Source organism: Robertmurraya sp. (assembly GCF_036676585.1).
Taxonomy (GTDB): domain Bacteria; phylum Bacillota; class Bacilli; order Bacillales; family Cytobacillaceae; genus Robertmurraya_A.
The window spans coordinates 159,994-176,569 of the sequence record NZ_JAKFCQ010000025.1 but is presented as its reverse complement, the minus strand read 5'-3'; the positions used below and the strand labels follow the sequence as shown (position 1 = coordinate 176,569).

The window sequence follows — 16,576 nt, the reverse complement described above, 5'->3', positions numbered from 1 at the left end:
AGAAGGAAATTTTTTGAAACTTTTTTCTATACCTTTCGTATTAACTACTAATTACATACGAAAGGAGATTTAAGTTTTATAAAAGAGGTGATTAAATGGAGCTCTTTGGTTTTCCAATTCAGACGGTTTATCTGACAACACTTATTGTTTCTGGTGCGTTAACGGTACTGTACATTTTTTTTGGTGATATTGCAGAAGCTGCACTGGATTTTTTGAATCCAACACTTATTCTTGCGTTTCTCACGTTTTTGTCAGCATCAGGTTATTTATTAGAGTTAATCACGTCGCTAAATAGTTTGGTGATTTTTTTCATTTCAATTGTCATTGCTATTATATTAGATACTCTATTAAATATCTTTGTGCTTGTTCCATTGTCTTCTGCAGAGGAATCTCTCGTTTATACTTCAGATTCATTAAAAGGGAGAGTAGGAACGGTGCTTATTCCTATTCCACAAGATGGGTTTGGTGAGGTTATGCTAAAAAGCAGCAGTGGGACGATTTCGAAACCAGCGGTGAGCTTTGACAATGATGTGATTGCTGAAGGACAAAAGGTTTTAGTGATTGATGTGAAGGATGGAGTTCTGCATGTTGCGCATTACGAGAAAACAGAAAAGCTATTTTTTACTTAAGGAGAGATGTCTATGTTACCCATTTTTATTGTAGGGGGCATTGTTGCCTTTTTACTCATTGCACTTATTGCCGTATTCATTACAAAATATCGGACAGCTGGACCTGATGAAGCATTAATCGTTACAGGGAGCTATCTAGGAAGCAAAAATGTTCACGTTGATGAGTCTGGAAATCGTATTAAAATTATAAGAGGTGGCGGGGCATTTATTTTTCCAGTGTTCCAACAAGCAGAACCATTGAGCTTGCTTTCTAGCAAACTTGAAGTAACGACACCTGAAGTGTATACAGAACAAGGGGTACCTGTTATGGCTGATGGAGTAGCGATTATTAAGATTGGGGGATCCATCGAAGAAATCGCAACTGCGGCAGAGCAGTTTTTAGGGAAAGCGAAGGAAGACCGAGAAAACGAAGCGAAGGAAGTCTTAGAAGGACATCTACGTTCAATCCTCGGCTCAATGACTGTAGAGGAAATTTACAAAAATCGAGATAAGTTCTCTCAAGAGGTACAAAGAGTAGCATCACAAGATTTAGCAAAAATGGGACTAGTAATTGTATCGTTTACAATCAAGGATGTTAGAGACAAAAATGGATACTTGGATTCATTAGGTAAGCCAAGAATTGCCCAGGTAAAAAGAGATGCAGACATTGCGACTGCAGAGGCAGAAAAAGAAACACGAATTAAGCGGGCGGAAGCAGCGAAAGACGCACAGAAGGCAGAGCTTGAAAGAGCCACAGAAATTGCTGAGGCAGAAAAAGTGAATCAAATGAAAATTGCTGAGTATCGTCGTGAACAGGATATAGCGAAAGCACGTGCTGACCAAGCGTATGATCTTGAAACGGCAAGAGCAAAGCAAGAAGTTACAGAGCATGAAATGCAAATCAAAATTATCGAGCGTCAAAAGCAAATTGAACTAGAAGAGAAAGAAATTCAGCGTAGAGAAAGACAGTATGACTCAGAGGTTAAGAAGAAAGCCGATGCGGATCGTTATGCGGTTGAACAAGCAGCTGCAGCAGACAAGGCAAGACAATTAGCTGAAGCCGATGCGAATAAATATCGAATTGAAGCGATGGCAAAAGCGGATGCTGAAAAGGTACGACTGGATGGTCTAGCTAAAGCGGAGTCTGAGCGAGCTCAAGGGGAAGCAGAAGCAGAAATCATTCGCCTGAAAGGGCTAGCTGAAGCAGAAGCGAAGCGTAAGATTGCAGAAGCGTTTGAAATGTACGGCCAAGCAGCTGTGATGGACATGATTGTGAGAATGTTGCCGGAGTACGCGAAGGAAATTGCAAGCCCACTTTCCAATATTGATAAAATCACCGTTGTTGATACAGGTGGTGGTGAAGGAGGCGGAGCCAATAAAGTGACAGGTTACGCTACCAACTTGATGTCTTCATTACAGGAAACCTTGAAGGCTTCCTCTGGAATTGATGTGAAAAACTTACTTGAAACATTTGCGGGTAAAGGAAATGTTCGTCAAAGTATTGATCAGTTAGCAGAGGATTTAAAAGAAACCAAAGCAGAATAATAAGAAAAAAGATCCAGCGAAATTTCGCTGGATCTCTTTTTATTAACGAGAGTAGAATTCAACGATAAGAGCTTCGTTGATTTCAGCTGGTAATTCAGAACGCTCAGGTAAGCGAGTGAATGTACCTTCTAATTTGTCAGCATCGAAAGTTAAGAAATCAGGTACGAAGTTGTTAACTTCAACTGCTTCTTTAACGATGTCAAGGTTACGTGACTTTTCACGTAAAGAAATTGTTTGACCAGGTAATACGCGGAATGATGGGATATCAACGCGCTTGCCATTTACTAAAATGTGACCATGGTTAACAAGCTGACGAGCTTGACGACGAGTACGAGCAAGTCCTAAACGGTATACTACGTTATCTAAACGTGACTCTAAAAGAGCCATGAAGTTTTCACCGTGCTTACCAGAGATCTTACCAGCTTTGTCAAATAAGTTACGGAATTGACGCTCAGTCACTCCATACATATGACGAAGCTTTTGCTTCTCTTGTAATTGTAAACCGTATTCAGATAATTTCTTGCGTTGGTTTGGACCGTGTTGTCCAGGAGCGTAAGGACGCTTTTCTAATTCTTTACCAGTGCCGCTTAGAGAGATTCCAAGACGACGTGATAATTTCCAGCTTGGGCCAGTATAACGAGCCATGAATGACTCCTCCTCGTGTTTTTATTTTGTTGTAAAATAAAAACAGTAGTGTTCACAAGCAGTATGACCATTTTGTTTTCATGTACCTTCGCCCTAGCAGCTTAAGGGTTACCGATACCCCATCCTAGAAGGTCAACTTCTATTGAGGAACAAAATGTATTCATAAAGGCGTTCACATAGGCTGCGATATTTTACACAAAGAATATTATATATTTTTAACTAATAGAAAGTCAAGGTAATTTTATTTTTTAGGAATATGTTATTATCTTTAGGATAGTAGTTCTTATGGTATAATCTAATTATGAAAAAGAGTGGTTAAAGTGCGTGAAACTAGGAAAGAAAGAAGAGTACGATTTCTTTTGCTTTTTATTTGTATTAGTTTTACAATAGGAGCATTGTACTATAAATATAGTAAACAAAGAGAAATAATTAGTCCTCCACTTGTTACAGTCCTCCATCAAAGCCTAGATAAAGAAGATAATCCTATCATCGTTTTAGCAAAAAAACAAGAAAACAACTATATATTAGCCGAATATGAGGTTCAAATAGATGATAACTATCTATTTAAGACAAGGAAGGCAGTCACCCTAGATGGAAAGCCAACGATGATTTCTTTAGATAAAGAGAGTATAGGTATATGGGTGAAAATCGAAGGAAAGTGGAATTATTTCACAAGTGATTTTGAAGTAGCTACACGATCAACTGTGTATAGAGAACGTAATTCTGTAGAACAATCAAACTTGACCACAATAAAAAAAGATGGACGCACGATCGTTCAATTGGGAGACAAGCAGTTGGATGTGGGAGAGAGGGAAATTTACCAACTATTTCCCTTATCAAAGGACGGTTCCCTGTGGCTTGTTATTACTGATCAAGAGATAATAATTTCCAGAATGAAAAATTAATATATATTTCATGCGGGATGGGATCAAATGGTTTCATGCCAGCTAAGGTATTAGGTGATGACGTAATGAGATTTCTTACTGATAAATCAATTGAAACACTTAAAAGTCAGTTCTTTGATCTAATTGACACGGAGTCAGGAGTTTTTCACTATCAAAATGTTTTAAAGACTATGCTTAAAACGATTCAAAAAATGTTCGAGCTTGATGAAGTTACTTTGTTCATTTGTCATGCTTGGAATAACCAATTTTCCTTTGAAGTTTCTACAAACGAAAACAAAATGGGGGATATACTATCCAACGATTCAAGTGGCTGGTTAAGTTCATTGAAAACGATAGATTTTTCCCCAACAGACATGAGCTTTAAGGACTACCAAGTACTTATTCCACTTGCGAAATCGGGCAGGAATTTAGGTGTTTTATGCTTAAAAGGGAATCAATCATCTATTACCCCTTCTAACCAAGAGTGGTTTGAACAATTTGCGATTGTGTGCTCGTCATTTGTACAGAAGGCTCAAGAATTATACAAAATTGTTATGGAAGAGAAACGTTATAAACAGCTATTTCGTGTGAATGAAAAATTTCATTCTACAATGGATATGGATGCTGTGCTAGGTGAGATTATCTATACGCTTCAAGAAGTATATCCGAGTTTTACGTACTACTTAATGCTGTCTCATGATAATGATAATCATAGCGAACTGCCAATTAAGGATTTGGAATATGATAGTGAAAATTTAGCAGCGATGGAAGCCTATGTTACTGGTACGATCCAAATGGAGGATTCTTTGAACGAACGGCGTTCCGTTCTTTATGCACCTTTAAAAGGAAAACAAGGTGTATACGGAGTACTCCAAGTTATTGCTCCAGACACATTGACGTTTCCAAGTAACGAAGTGGAGTTTATAAAACTATTAGCAAATACCGCTGGTTCTGCGCTTGAAAATGCACAGCTCTATCAGCAATCAAAACGATTAATTGCTGACCTTCAATTGATCAATGAGACTTCGCATCGTTTAAATTCTAATTTGCGATTGACCGAAACGATGTCGTACATGACGGAACAAATTGTTCAGTCGTTTGATGCGGAAGAGGTTTGCTTTGTATTGCTATCATCGGATTTGAGACCAATTAGCGTATTAGCAGGTTCGACACCATTTTTTGATACGGAAGCGTCCATGGCATACGTTCAATACGTAGTCGAGAGGTTGAAGAGAGAACATGATTCCATTTTTATTGGAGATGTAGAAATAAACCTCGATCATGATGTAAAACAATATCGTTCCATTATGGCGGTTCCAATGGTACAATCCGGAGTAATTAAAGGGATAGCTCTCGTTATGCATACTGAGCCGTATCATTTTTCTTTCGAGACCTTTAAGTTAATGCAGTCATTAATTCATCATTCTACCTTAGCTTTTACAAATTCTATGCTTAGAGAAGAATTAGAGAAAATGGTTGTTACAGATCATTTAACGAAGCTGTACTCAAGGAACTATTTAGATGCAAAGGTTCATGAATCACTTGATGAAGATCAGCAAGGAACCTTCCTTTTAATTGATATTGATAATTTTAAAGGTGTTAACGATAAATATGGACACCAAGTTGGAGATGAAATCCTTATCCAAGTTGCGGATATTATAAAAAGTAATATAAGAGAAAGTGATATTGGTGCCCGTTGGGGTGGAGAGGAACTTGCTGTTTATCTACCACGTATCCCACTTGAAGTGGGAATAAGCATTGCAAACCGATTAGTAGATAAAGTAAGGGAATTATCTAAACCATCAATAACCATTTCCTGTGGGGTTTCGTATTGGAATGTGGACAATCCAGATAACTTTACAAACTTGTTCAAGCGAGCGGACACAGCCCTTTATATAGCAAAGGATACGGGCAAGGATCGAGTTGTGGTTCAAGAAAAGGTAACATCACCTTAAAAAAGGAGCTCAAATTTCGAGCTCCTTTTTACTTTCCAATTGGAAAGGTATCACATATGCTAGTAAAGAGAGATTCATGATAAAAGTGTAAGCGTTTACAAAAGGAGGAGGAGCATATGGGAGAGAAAAAATCTTTTAAAATTGAAACAGAAGTGATTCATCATGGCTATGATGCTAGTTCATTTGAAGGCAGCTTAGTTCCGCCTATTTTTCAGACATCTACGTATTGCTTTGCAACTGCAGAGCAAGGGGAAAAGAGGTTTGCTGGAGAAGATTCAGGATATATTTACTCCCGTTTAGGTAATCCAACAGTTTCTATACTTGAAGAGAGAATGGCAGCAATTGAGAAAGGGGAAGCCGCTCTAGCATTTGGTTCAGGTATGGCTGCGGTGTCGGCTGTATTAGTTTCTCTTACGAAAGCAGGTGACCATGTTCTCTGTTCTCAAGGTGTGTACGGATGTACTTTTGGTTTGCTCAAGATGCTTAATCATAAATATCAAATCACATATACCTTTTCAGAGATGGAAACAAAGGAACAGCTTTTACAAGCCATCAAGCCCGAAACTACGTGCATTTATGTGGAAACCCCAATCAATCCAACCATGAAGCTTGTTGACCTAGAAATGATTGCTGCAGTTGGAAAAGAAAAAGGGATTCCTGTTGTTGTTGATAATACGTTTTGTTCTCCTTATTTACAGACACCTCTTGAGCTTGGTTGCGATGTTGTCGTTCATAGTGCAACTAAATATATATGTGGGCATGGGGATGTGATTGCTGGTATCGTTGTTGGAAAGCGTGATTTCCTTCAAGAAATGGCAATGACCACACAAAAAGATATTGGAGGAATTATTTCGCCGTTTGATGCTTGGTTACTATTAAGAGGGTTGAAAACCTTGCCGGTAAGAATGGATCGGCATTGTGAGAATGCTAGGAAGATTCACTCGTTTTTAAGTGAGCATGTGGCGGTGAATCAAGTATTCTACCCAGGGGATAGTAAGCATCCAGACTATATAATCATGAAAAAGCAAATGCGTCAGGCAGGCGGATTACTTTCTTTTACTTTGCATGGAGGGGTGGAAGAAGCACAGAAGTTTATGAACCAGTTACAGTTAATAAAGATTGCTGTTAGTCTAGGTGATGCGGAAACCTTAATACAGCACCCAGCAACGATGACCCACTCAGTTGTTCCGAAAGCAGAGAGAGAAAAGATGGGGATACAAGATAATTTGATGCGGTTATCGGTCGGGTTAGAAGCATGGGAAGATATTCAGGAAGATTTGGATCAAGCTTTGAACGCTTTATATAAATAAGAGGCAGACCATCTGCCTCTTTTATAAGTGATTAATTAATTCATCAATAAATTGCTCAAGCATTTTTTGATCTAAAGTGTCAAAACGGTTCTTGCTAGGTGAATCTATATCTAGAACTCCCAGAAGTTGTCCTTCTTTTATCATGGGAACAACAATTTCTGATTGAGAAGCTGCATCACATGCAATATGACCAGGAAATTGATGAACATCCTCAACTAAAATCGTCTTTCTTTCTTTCGCACTAGTTCCGCAAACACCCCTACCAAGAGGAATTCTTACACATGCAGGCAGGCCTTGGAATGGTCCTAGCACTAATTCTTTGTCCCCGTCCATTAAGTAAAAACCAACCCAGTTGACGTCAGACAAAAATTGATTTAAAAGAGATGACGCATTGCTTAAATTGGCAATCGAGTTCGTTTCGCCTTCTAGAAGGGCCTTCAGTTGTTTTATTAATAGACGATAATTTTCCTCTCTCGTTCCTTCGTAATGCTTTACTTCAAACATTTCCTTCCCTCCAAACACATAGGTAATTATCATATTTTAGCGAAAATATGAAGACTTTGTCGAGTTTTTTATACAGGAGAACAAATGTCGAATAAAGAATGTTATACATAAGGCTATTTTCTGTGATTAAGAGATGGAGGTGGTTCCAAATGAAGAAAAATTCAAAGGATTCCATTGTCGAGGCAGCAATTTATCTTTTTAACACGAAGGGGTTTTCAGGAACAACGATTCGAGATATTGCCCAAAAGGCAAACAGCAACGTCTCTAACATCTCCTACTATTTCCAGAATAAACATGGTCTACTTGAGTATTGCTTTTTAAAGTATTTTGAAACGTATATTGCAGAGCTTGAATCAGCATTTTTATGTATTGACCAAGGAGCAAAGGCAACACTTCAGAAAATGGCTGAAAGCATTATTAATTACCACACGGAGAACATGCAGCTGACAAGATTAATATTAAGAGAAATGTCCATTGATTCGCAAACGGTTCGAGAAATAATGAGTACGTACTTTGCAAAGGAAAAGTATTATTTTAAGGCTGTCATTGAGGAAGGAATCATAACAGGAGAGTTCAGACAAGTGTCTGTCACTTTTACTATTGTCCAACTCAAATCACTTTTATCCATGCCTTTTCTAAATACTCATTATCTCTCAGAGGTTCTTCATGTTTTTCCTCATGAACCGTATTTTACACAGAAATATATTGGTGAAATCAATAACTGGATTGAAGGAGTATTAACTCCCCACCATCCAAAGGAATTAGTGTTTTAATCGTTTTAACTCCTAAGTAATTGCTCATACCCTTGTAGGAGTTCCTTCGCTTGATGAGCGTCCGATCCATATACCATCGGAATGTTTAATTGAATGGCTTGGTTAGCTATCGCTGTTGGCGGATAAGGTTCCCGACATAACGGCTTTGCTGTTCCAGCTCCGTTATAATCGAGCTCGTAGTTTTTTTGTTTCACTTTTATCAAAATACTTTGTATCTCCTTGTTAAAGCTAACTGGACAAGGATATTTTTTTTGGAATTTATTCACTAAAGTTATATGTCCGATACGCTTAGGTTTATAACTTCCTAAATTGGATTTTATGGACAGCAAAAGCGTTCGGTAGTAGGCTTCATATACGTTTTCTATCCCACCATAGCGCTTAATCATATCACCAAATACGTCAGGACTATAATCTAAACAATCATATTCTCCTTCATGCTTTAAAAAATGGACTGACAAAATACTATCAGTCAGAGAGGGACCGTATTTGTTTAGAAAATCTGTTGTTTCACTTTCAAATCCCTCAATGAAATCTACTTCTAAACCTGTATGTATGGTAATCTTTCCTTTATATTTTTCTCTTAGAACAGCTAGCTCTTCTAAATATGCCGGTAAATCCTCCATTTTCATAGCGCTGTCTTGAAGGGGGGTTGGATCGGTAAAGCCAGCTGGAAGAGGAGCGTGTTCCGTAAATGAGATAGTGGTAATTCCAAGTTCTATTGCGTGCTCAATATAGGTTTGAAAAGCATCTTTCGAACCATGGGGACAAAACTTTGAATGGACATGACCATCACGCATGATGAGAAAGCCTCCTTGTTTATGAATTTTGCAGTATTTGTCGAAAAGAGAGATGTGATGTAGCTAAAGTGATTGTAAATAAATTTTAGTACAAAAAATTTGAAATTAATAGTCAAAAAATGTCGTTTACATGGTATCATAAGAGCATTGAAAATACATTTATATGAACCTTTATATAGATAACATAAATGTAGCTCGGATGAGAACAGGGGGCTTAACATGGAGTACATAATCGGGGGCTTAGTTCTTTTACTAGCTCTGTACGTGATTGGATATACGATGAAAAAAAAGCTTTATAAAGAAATTGACCGTCTGGAGAACTGGAAAATAGATATTACGAATCGCCCAGTCCTTGATGAAATGTCCAAGGTAAAACAGCTTAATATGACGGGAGAAACTGAAGAGCTATTCGAGAACTGGAGAAATGATTGGGATGACATCGTAACCAGTCAGCTTCCAGAGGTAGAAGAGTATCTATTTGATGCGGAGGAATACATTGACCGCTACCGCTTTAATAAAGCAAAACAGGTTCAGCGTGCCATTGATTCTCATTTAAAAGAAACGGAAGATAAAATTCAAAAGTTACTTGACGAAATCAATGAATTGGTTGGAAGTGAAGAGAAAAATAGAATAGAAATTGAAGAGTTAAAAGAGGTGTATCGTGAGCGCCGAAAAACTCTACTTGCACATCGTCATAATTTTGGACGTGCAGAAGCTAAGTTAGAAATCCTTCTGGATGAAATAGTAGCATGTTTTACTAATTTTGAGGAAAGAACAGAAAACGGCGATTATCTGCAAGCTCGTGAGGTTGTGCTTTTAATTCAGTCAAAGACAGATGAATTGAGCAAGAAGATGGATGCTATTCCAAATTTACTCATAGAATGCCAATCAAGTATTCCTTCAGAAATTGAGAATCTGAGAGACGGATTCCGTGAGATGCAGAATCAAAGCTATCCGCTAGAACATCTTCATTTTGAAGAGGAGTTAGAAAAACTTCATTCAGAAGTAAATGTATGTTTGGAGTTAATTGAACAAACCGAGATTGATGAGCTTCAAAAGAAAATAGATGAAGTAAAGGAAAAAATTGAAGTTATTTATGATCTATTGGAACAAGAGGTTAATGCCAAACGGTTTGTTATAGAAAACGAAGAGCCAACGAGAAGCATGTTATTTGCAGTAAAGGAAGAAAATAATGTACTGAAGTTTGAAGTGCAGGAAGTACAGCAAAGTTATCACCTTGAAGAGAGTGAAGTAGAAGGGCAAGCACAGTTTGAAAAGAAACTTGCTCAGTTAATGAAACGCTTTGAAGTACTAGAACACAAAATTGTAGCTGATGAAACGGCTCTTACGATACTAAAGGATGAGCTAGCTGAGTTAAAGCTCGAGCTTGAAAAATTAACTCTAGAGCAAAAAGAATACGCTGAAAGACTGCAAACACTTAGAAAAGATGAAATTGCCGCACGGGAGACAGTAGTTGAACTTTCCAAAAAAATTGCTGATTGCATTCGTCTTGTAAATAAAAGCAATATTCCAGGTCTTCCAGAAGAATATCGTTATTTATTAGAGGATGCGAGAGAGAGCATTTCTAATGTAAAAACAAAGCTAGAAGAAAAGCCATTAAATATACCTACCGTTCAAAAATATTTAGAGGTGGCTGTTATGACGGTAGATAAAGTATATGACCATACCTCTCAGCTCATTGAGACGGTTCTCCTATCTGAAAAGGTTATACAGTATGGTAATAGATACCGGAGCAGTTATCCGGCTGTACAAAAAGCTTTGGTAGATGCGGAAATTGCTTTTAGAAGCTATGATTATCAAGCAGCACTGGAAGTTGCTGCAACCTCCATTGAGGAAGTAGAGCCTGGTGCATTAAAGCGAATTGAAGCTTTATTACAAGAAAAGGTAGAGGTTTAATAGGAAAAGACCGCTTTTTTTGAAGCGGTCTTTTCCTATTCGTTTTCCTGATTGTCATTTATATGATAACATTATTAGTTGAGTTTACCCGTGATTGGTAAGATAAAGGGGTCTTAAGACATGATTTATTTTGATAACAGTGCAACAACAAAACCATATCCAGAAGTTGTGGATTCATTTGTAAAAGTTTCAAGTGATTTTTTTGGCAATCCTTCGTCTATTCATCGATTAGGTGTAGAAGCGGAAAGTCTATTAGCTCAAGCTAGAAAACAAATAGGTGAGCTATTACAAGTAAATCCGAGTGAGGTTTACTTTACATCCGGAGGTACGGAGAGCAATAACCTAGCAATTAAAGGTACAGCTCTTATGTATCGAAACAGAGGGAAACATATTATTACATCAGCGGTTGAACATGCTTCCGTAAGAGAGGCGTTTCAACAGCTGATGGAACTAGGGTTTCGAATAACGGTCATTCCAGTTGATAAGGAAGGTAGAGTGTCTGTTTCCGATATTGAGGATGCCATCTGTCACGATACGATATTAGTGTCGATCATGCATGTAAATAATGAGGTTGGTACAATTCAGCCTATTGAAGAAATCGGCAACATGCTTAAAGGATATTCAAAAATATTATTTCATGTGGATTATGTACAAGGGGTTGGAAAAGTAGCACTCGATATTCAAAAACATCATATTGATCTTTGCTCGATATCAGCACATAAATTTCATGGGTTAAAGGGAGCAGGAGTGTTAGTCGTTCGTGAGGGGGTCCAAATTTCTCCACTTTTTTCAGGAGGAAATCAAGAATGGAAGCTCCGAAGTGGGACGGAGAATGTTGCTGGTGCTGTTTCAATGGCAAAAGCATTGAGACTAACTTTACAAAGTTATGAAACAAAGTTAAGTCAAATATCCAAAGTTCAATATTATCTTCTTAAAGAACTACAAACGCTTGAAGATGTTGTCATTCATACTCCAAGCAGGGGGCGAGCTCCTCATATCATAAATTTCTCTGTAAAAGGATTTAGAGGAGAAGTATTTGTACATGCGTTAGAAGAGAAAGGGTTAATCGTCTCGACGACAAGTGCATGTTCTTCAAAAAAGAAGGCTGTAAGCCATACGCTATTGGCTATGAATGTCTCAAAGGACGTCGCAGAAAGTGCGATTCGCATGAGCTTATCGTATGAAAACACTCTTGAAGAGGCGAGCAAGGCGATTTCAATCATACAAACAACAGTTACTGAACTAAGAGAGGTTATGCACTAATGAATTACGATCGAATTTTAATAAGGTACGGTGAAATATCAACAAAGGGCCGAAATCGTACGAAGTTTGTAGAAAAATTGAAAAGAAGTGCAAAGCGTGCACTAACAGAATTTCCAAACATCATTATTGAGACAACTAGGGACCGTATGTATATTTTGTTAAATGGGGAAAATGGTGAGGGAATTATTGAAAAGTTAAAAATCCTTCCCGGCATTCAATCCTTTAGTCCGGTCATTAAGACCAGCTTGGAGCTTGAGGAAATTAAGGAAGCGGCTTTACAATTATTCTTAAACAAATATAAAGTAGGAGATACTTTTAAAATTTCGACAAGACGTGCGAATAAGGAATATCCTCTTGATACGGGCCAACTAAATTATGCTCTTGGTTCTCACATTTTACAAAATGTCCCTGATCTAAAGGTAGATGTGAAAAATCCAACCATTGACGTTCAGGTTGAGGTACGTACAGAAGCTGTTTATCTCTCAATCGAAACGATTATGGGGGCAGGTGGAATGCCTATCGGATCTAGTGGGAAGGCCATGTTGATGCTATCAGGTGGAATAGATAGCCCAGTTGCTGGTTATATGGCAATGAAAAGAGGGGTTGAAATAGAGGCTGTTCACTTCTTTAGTCCCCCTTTTACAAGTGAGCGTTCCAAACAAAAGGTAGTTGAATTGGCAGAAAAGTTGTCATTACTAAATGGCGGTTACTTTACTCTCCATATCGTTCCTTTTACGGCTATTCAACAGCTTATACAAAAACAAATACCTGAAAACTATACAATGACGGCAACTAGACGAATGATGCTTCGTATAACAGATGAAATTCGCCGCAGATTTGAAGGATTAGCCATCGTTACGGGAGAAAGCTTAGGCCAAGTGGCAAGCCAAACCTTAGAAAGTATGCTAGCAATCAATGATGTGACATCTACTCCAATATTAAGACCTTTAATCACTATGGATAAATCCGAAATAATCGATATTGCAAAAAGGATTGATACCCATCATATTTCGATTCAGCCTTATGAGGACTGCTGTACCGTCTTTGTCCCTGCAGCACCCAAAACAAAGCCAAAGCTTGAAAAGGTTCAATACTACGAAAGCTTTGTAGACTTTGAGCAGTTGATTCAAGAAGCGGTTGATAAAATTGAAACCATACAAATAAAACCAGATAACAATAAAAAGGATCAAGTATTTGGAGAATTATTCTAACGTAATTGTGAACAATTTCCAAGTAATTATTTGAATGAAGGCCATGTGTTTGACACATTCTATACTCACAAGGAGGTGATTCACATGGCAAACAACAACAATTCAAATCAATTACTTGTAGCAGGTGCTCAACAAGCTATCGACCAAATGAAGTACGAAATCGCTACTGAGTTTGGTGTTAACTTAGGTGCTGAAACAACTTCTCGTGCTAACGGATCTGTTGGTGGAGAAATTACAAAACGCCTAGTTTCTTTTGCTCAACAATCTATGAGCGGAAGACAATAATCACTTCAACTAAATAGAGAAATGGCTACAGAGGCATTCCCTTAACCGGGGTGCCTCTTTTATTTGTTATAAAATAATTTTAAATCTTTCAATAATTTTGTATAATAACATGTGTGACATCAGGGACATTACATAGAAAATATTTTAGGGGGAGAGGCAGTGAAACGAGAAGATTTACTAGCACCTGAAAAATATAATTTAGTAAGTGAAATGGAACGATTTTCTGACGATCACGAAAGAGTTGCTCTTATTTGGGAAGATGAGCAGGGACGTAAACAGCAAATCACATATCAACATTTATTAGTGAATGCAAATAAAATTGGAAACGTTTTCTTAAATGAGGGTTTAAAACAAGGCGATGTTGTTCTTATTGTTGTGCCTAGATTAATTGAAGCCTATGAGGTATATATTGCGGCACTTAAAGCTGGACTTATCGTTATTCCAAGCTCTGAAATGCTGCGTACGAAGGACCTACAATACCGTATTCAACATGGAGACGTAAAGGCAGTTGTAAGCTATTATCCTTATATTGACCAATTTAGTGAGATAGATGAGTGTAGCGGTATCCCTCGTTTTGTCATTGGTGGAAAAGCAGATGGGTGGAAGACGTTAGAAGAAGAAATGAAGACGACTTCTGCAGAGCTCAAATTAGCATCTACAAGAAGTGATGATATGGCTTTCTTATCTTATACTTCAGGAACGACGGGGAATCCAAAAGGGGTTGTTCATACGCATGGCTGGGCTTACGCTCATCTGAGAACTGCAGCTCCTAACTGGTTATGTATTGAAGAAGGAGATCGTGTGTGGGCAACGGCAGGACCTGGATGGCAAAAGTGGATTTGGAGTCCGTTTTTATCAGTGTTAGGTTCAGGAGCAACTGGCTTTGTTTACAATGGAAAGTTTGATCCAAGCAAATACTTGACCTTATTACAAGATTACGAAATAAATGTACTCTGCTGTACTCCGACTGAATACCGCCTGATGGCAAAGGTAGAAAATATTCATGAGTATCAATTAAGTAACCTTCATAGCGCGGTGTCTGCGGGTGAGCCATTAAATAGAAATGTGATTGACACGTTTAAAAAGCATTTCGGGCTTGATGTTCGTGACGGATATGGTCAAACGGAAAACACATTACTTGTAGGAATTACAAAAGGAATGACATTGAAAGCTGGTTCGATGGGGAAACCGACCCCAGGAAATAGTGTGGAAATTATTAATGAATACGGTGAGATTTGTGAGATAGGAGAAGTTGGTGATATTGCGGTCCATGTCGATACCCCAGCCCTATTTAAAAATTATTACAAAGACGCCGAAAGAACCGCCATGCAGTTCCGTGGAAATTACTATATAACTGGTGACAAAGCGAAGAAGGATGAAGACGGATATTTCTGGTTTGAAGGCCGAGGCGATGACATTATTATCAGTTCTGGTTATACGATTGGGCCGTTCGAAGTCGAAGACGCTCTTGTGAAGCATCCTTTTGTGAAAGAATGCGCTGTAGTAGCAAGTCCGGATGAAGTACGAGGAAGTATCGTAAAAGCGTTTGTCGTTCTAAAGGAAGGAATAGATGAAAAAAATCCACAGCTTATTAGCACTCTTCAGAACCATGTCAAAGAGTTAACAGCCCCATATAAATATCCAAGGAAAATTGACTTTATCAAAGAATTGCCGAAAACAACCTCTGGAAAAATCCGCAGAGTCGAGTTAAGAAAGAAAGAGCAGGAGCTGGCAGGTCAAAATTAAATAATAAGTCAGAGAGAAGAATCCAAGTTCTTCTCTTTTTTTTTGAAAAAAATGTATAGCATGATTTGAATTTTCCCCTTATAATAAGTAAATGTTTCGAGTCTAGAAAGAATAGAGGGTACTCATGGAGAGAAATGAAATAAAAACAGGTGCGTTTCAAGCGGGCCTTTCGTATTTAATATGGGGAATTTTACCGATTTACTGGAAGCTACTTGATCATGTGAACGCAGAAGATATTTTAGCCAATCGTATCTTTTGGTCCTTCGCATTTATGATGGTGGTTTTATTTTTTTCAAAAAAGATCGGAAATTTATATTCCGTCCTAAAAAGTTTTAAGCAAAATCGCAAAGAAATGTATGCACTAATTATCGCATCCTTTTTAATTAGTACCAATTGGTTTATCTATATATGGGCAGTAAATCATCATCAAATGATTGAAGCGAGTCTTGGCTATTATATTAATCCGTTGGTTAGTGTATTGTTAGGAGTTATTTTCTTAAAGGAGAAGCTTTCTCCCACTCAGTACGCGTCCTTTATTATCGCTGGAATTGGAGTTCTTATTTTAGGTCTTTCATATGGGAAATTCCCATGGATTTCGGTCGTTCTAGCTCTTTCATTCGGAGTTTATGGACTAGCGAAAAAAATGATTAAAGTAGACTCTGCTGTGGGGCTAACACTAGAGACAATGGTTGTTACCCCGTTTGCCTTAGCCTATATGGTTTTTCTATTTTTAAATGGGGAGCATGCATTATTATCAGGTTCTGTATCAACTGATCTTTTATTGGTCGGAGCTGGAGCAGCGACTGCCTTGCCGCTTCTGTATTTTGCAAAAGGTGCTCAAAAGATTCCGCTATCCATGCTTGGTTTGCTCCAATACATTGCACCGACAATCACTTTATTGTTAGGTGTTCTTGTATACGGTGAGCACTTTACCAAGCACCACTTACAAGCATTTGTCTTTATCTGGTCCGCTCTTACCATTTACTCATTATCAAAAACGAAACTATTTGCAAACACACTGGGACCTGTCCGAAAAAGATTTGGGGCATGATGGGAAAAGGAGAAGCTGACTGCTTGGCAGTCAGCTTTTTATCTGTGTTTGTGCTATAAACGGATAAGTTAATTGAGTTCTA

General features: G+C 38.0%; 15 protein-coding genes. 12 read left to right on the top strand and 3 right to left on the bottom strand.

All coding sequences use genetic code 11. The features are described from left to right. The first annotated feature begins 95 nt into the window (after positions 1 to 95). Together ACGLXV_RS02645 and ACGLXV_RS02640 are read left to right on the top strand one after the other, a co-directional pair. Entirely contained in the window at positions 96 to 629 is a 534-nt protein-coding gene (locus ACGLXV_RS02645; RefSeq protein ID WP_391557369.1) for an NfeD family protein, read from the top strand. A gap of 12 nt (positions 630 to 641) precedes the next feature. Then, positions 642 to 2,153: a flotillin lipid rafts scaffold protein FloT gene (locus ACGLXV_RS02640; RefSeq protein ID WP_391557368.1), complete on the top strand. Its 1,512-nt coding sequence runs from the start codon at positions 642 to 644 to the stop codon at positions 2,151 to 2,153. A 42-nt stretch (positions 2,154 to 2,195) separates the two neighbouring features. Here the strand turns inward: ACGLXV_RS02640 and rpsD are convergent, their stop codons facing one another. After that, on the bottom strand, positions 2,196 to 2,798 hold the full coding sequence (gene rpsD / locus ACGLXV_RS02635) for a 30S ribosomal protein S4 (protein ID WP_119709411.1): 603 nt from the start codon (positions 2,796 to 2,798) through the stop codon (positions 2,196 to 2,198). 320 nt (positions 2,799 to 3,118) lie between these two features. Between rpsD and ACGLXV_RS02630 the strand changes: the two genes are divergently transcribed. From ACGLXV_RS02630 to megL, 3 genes are all read left to right on the top strand, one after another. Continuing rightward, a complete protein-coding gene (locus ACGLXV_RS02630) occupies positions 3,119 to 3,703 on the top strand; it encodes a hypothetical protein (RefSeq protein ID WP_391557367.1) in 585 nt (194 codons plus the stop codon). 65 nt (positions 3,704 to 3,768) lie between these two features. Further along, entirely contained in the window at positions 3,769 to 5,637 is a 1,869-nt protein-coding gene (locus ACGLXV_RS02625) for a sensor domain-containing diguanylate cyclase (protein ID WP_391557366.1), read from the top strand. 116 nt (positions 5,638 to 5,753) lie between these two features. Further along, a complete protein-coding gene (gene megL / locus ACGLXV_RS02620; RefSeq protein WP_391557365.1) occupies positions 5,754 to 6,947 on the top strand; it encodes a methionine gamma-lyase in 1,194 nt (397 codons plus the stop codon). A 21-nt stretch (positions 6,948 to 6,968) separates the two neighbouring features. Here the strand turns inward: megL and ACGLXV_RS02615 are convergent, their stop codons facing one another. Further along, entirely contained in the window at positions 6,969 to 7,451 is a 483-nt protein-coding gene (locus tag ACGLXV_RS02615) for a GAF domain-containing protein (protein ID WP_119709407.1), read from the bottom strand. 149 nt (positions 7,452 to 7,600) lie between these two features. On the opposite strand from ACGLXV_RS02615, the gene refZ reads away from it, so the two are divergent. After that, positions 7,601 to 8,224, top strand: a complete 624-nt coding sequence (gene refZ / locus ACGLXV_RS02610) for a forespore capture DNA-binding protein RefZ (protein WP_119709406.1) — start codon at positions 7,601 to 7,603, stop codon at positions 8,222 to 8,224. 5 nt (positions 8,225 to 8,229) lie between these two features. Here the strand turns inward: refZ and hisJ are convergent, their stop codons facing one another. Next, positions 8,230 to 9,021 carry a histidinol-phosphatase HisJ gene (hisJ, locus tag ACGLXV_RS02605; protein WP_391557364.1) on the bottom strand — a complete coding sequence of 264 codons (792 nt, stop codon included), beginning with the start codon at positions 9,019 to 9,021 and terminating at the stop codon, positions 8,230 to 8,232. A 219-nt stretch (positions 9,022 to 9,240) separates the two neighbouring features. Here hisJ and ezrA point away from each other — a divergent pair, with 219 nt between their 5' ends. The 6 genes from ezrA (at position 9,241) to rarD (ending at position 16,494) form a co-directional block, all read left to right on the top strand. Beyond that, positions 9,241 to 10,938, top strand: a complete 1,698-nt coding sequence (gene ezrA, locus ACGLXV_RS02600) for a septation ring formation regulator EzrA (protein WP_391557363.1) — start codon at positions 9,241 to 9,243, stop codon at positions 10,936 to 10,938. 120 nt (positions 10,939 to 11,058) lie between these two features. Next, positions 11,059 to 12,201, top strand: a complete 1,143-nt coding sequence (locus ACGLXV_RS02595; protein WP_391557362.1) for a cysteine desulfurase family protein — start codon at positions 11,059 to 11,061, stop codon at positions 12,199 to 12,201. Continuing rightward, positions 12,201 to 13,412 carry a tRNA uracil 4-sulfurtransferase ThiI gene (thiI, locus tag ACGLXV_RS02590; protein ID WP_391557361.1) on the top strand — a complete coding sequence of 404 codons (1,212 nt, stop codon included), beginning with the start codon at positions 12,201 to 12,203 and terminating at the stop codon, positions 13,410 to 13,412. Before ACGLXV_RS02595 ends, thiI begins: the two co-directional genes overlap by 1 nt. Positions 13,413 to 13,496: 84 nt before the next feature. After that, entirely contained in the window at positions 13,497 to 13,697 is a 201-nt protein-coding gene (locus ACGLXV_RS02585) for an alpha/beta-type small acid-soluble spore protein (protein ID WP_119709401.1), read from the top strand. 159 nt (positions 13,698 to 13,856) lie between these two features. Next, a complete protein-coding gene (mbcS, locus tag ACGLXV_RS02580) occupies positions 13,857 to 15,443 on the top strand; it encodes an acyl-CoA synthetase MbcS (protein WP_391557360.1) in 1,587 nt (528 codons plus the stop codon). A gap of 124 nt (positions 15,444 to 15,567) precedes the next feature. After that, positions 15,568 to 16,494 (top strand): EamA family transporter RarD, encoded by a 927-nt coding sequence (rarD, locus tag ACGLXV_RS02575; protein ID WP_391557359.1) that lies wholly within the window; start codon positions 15,568 to 15,570, stop codon positions 16,492 to 16,494. Positions 16,495 to 16,576 lie beyond the last annotated feature (82 nt).

Bases quoted from the DNA above. Each gene is read 5' to 3' on its own strand.
- ACGLXV_RS02645 (WP_391557369.1), top strand. From the start codon at position 96: ATGGAGCTCTTTGGTTTTCCAATTCAGACGGTTTATCTGACAACACTT.
- ACGLXV_RS02640 (WP_391557368.1), top strand. From the start codon at position 642: ATGTTACCCATTTTTATTGTAGGGGGCATTGTTGCCTTTTTACTCATT.
- rpsD (WP_119709411.1), bottom strand. From the start codon at position 2,798: ATGGCTCGTTATACTGGCCCAAGCTGGAAATTATCACGTCGTCTTGGA.
- ACGLXV_RS02625 (WP_391557366.1), top strand. From the start codon at position 3,769: ATGAGATTTCTTACTGATAAATCAATTGAAACACTTAAAAGTCAGTTC.
- megL (WP_391557365.1), top strand. From the start codon at position 5,754: ATGGGAGAGAAAAAATCTTTTAAAATTGAAACAGAAGTGATTCATCAT.
- ACGLXV_RS02615 (WP_119709407.1), bottom strand. From the start codon at position 7,451: ATGTTTGAAGTAAAGCATTACGAAGGAACGAGAGAGGAAAATTATCGT.
- refZ (WP_119709406.1), top strand. From the start codon at position 7,601: ATGAAGAAAAATTCAAAGGATTCCATTGTCGAGGCAGCAATTTATCTT.
- hisJ (WP_391557364.1), bottom strand. From the start codon at position 9,021: ATGCGTGATGGTCATGTCCATTCAAAGTTTTGTCCCCATGGTTCGAAA.
- ezrA (WP_391557363.1), top strand. From the start codon at position 9,241: ATGGAGTACATAATCGGGGGCTTAGTTCTTTTACTAGCTCTGTACGTG.
- ACGLXV_RS02595 (WP_391557362.1), top strand. From the start codon at position 11,059: ATGATTTATTTTGATAACAGTGCAACAACAAAACCATATCCAGAAGTT.
- thiI (WP_391557361.1), top strand. From the start codon at position 12,201: ATGAATTACGATCGAATTTTAATAAGGTACGGTGAAATATCAACAAAG.
- ACGLXV_RS02585 (WP_119709401.1), top strand. From the start codon at position 13,497: ATGGCAAACAACAACAATTCAAATCAATTACTTGTAGCAGGTGCTCAA.
- rarD (WP_391557359.1), top strand. From the start codon at position 15,568: ATGGAGAGAAATGAAATAAAAACAGGTGCGTTTCAAGCGGGCCTTTCG.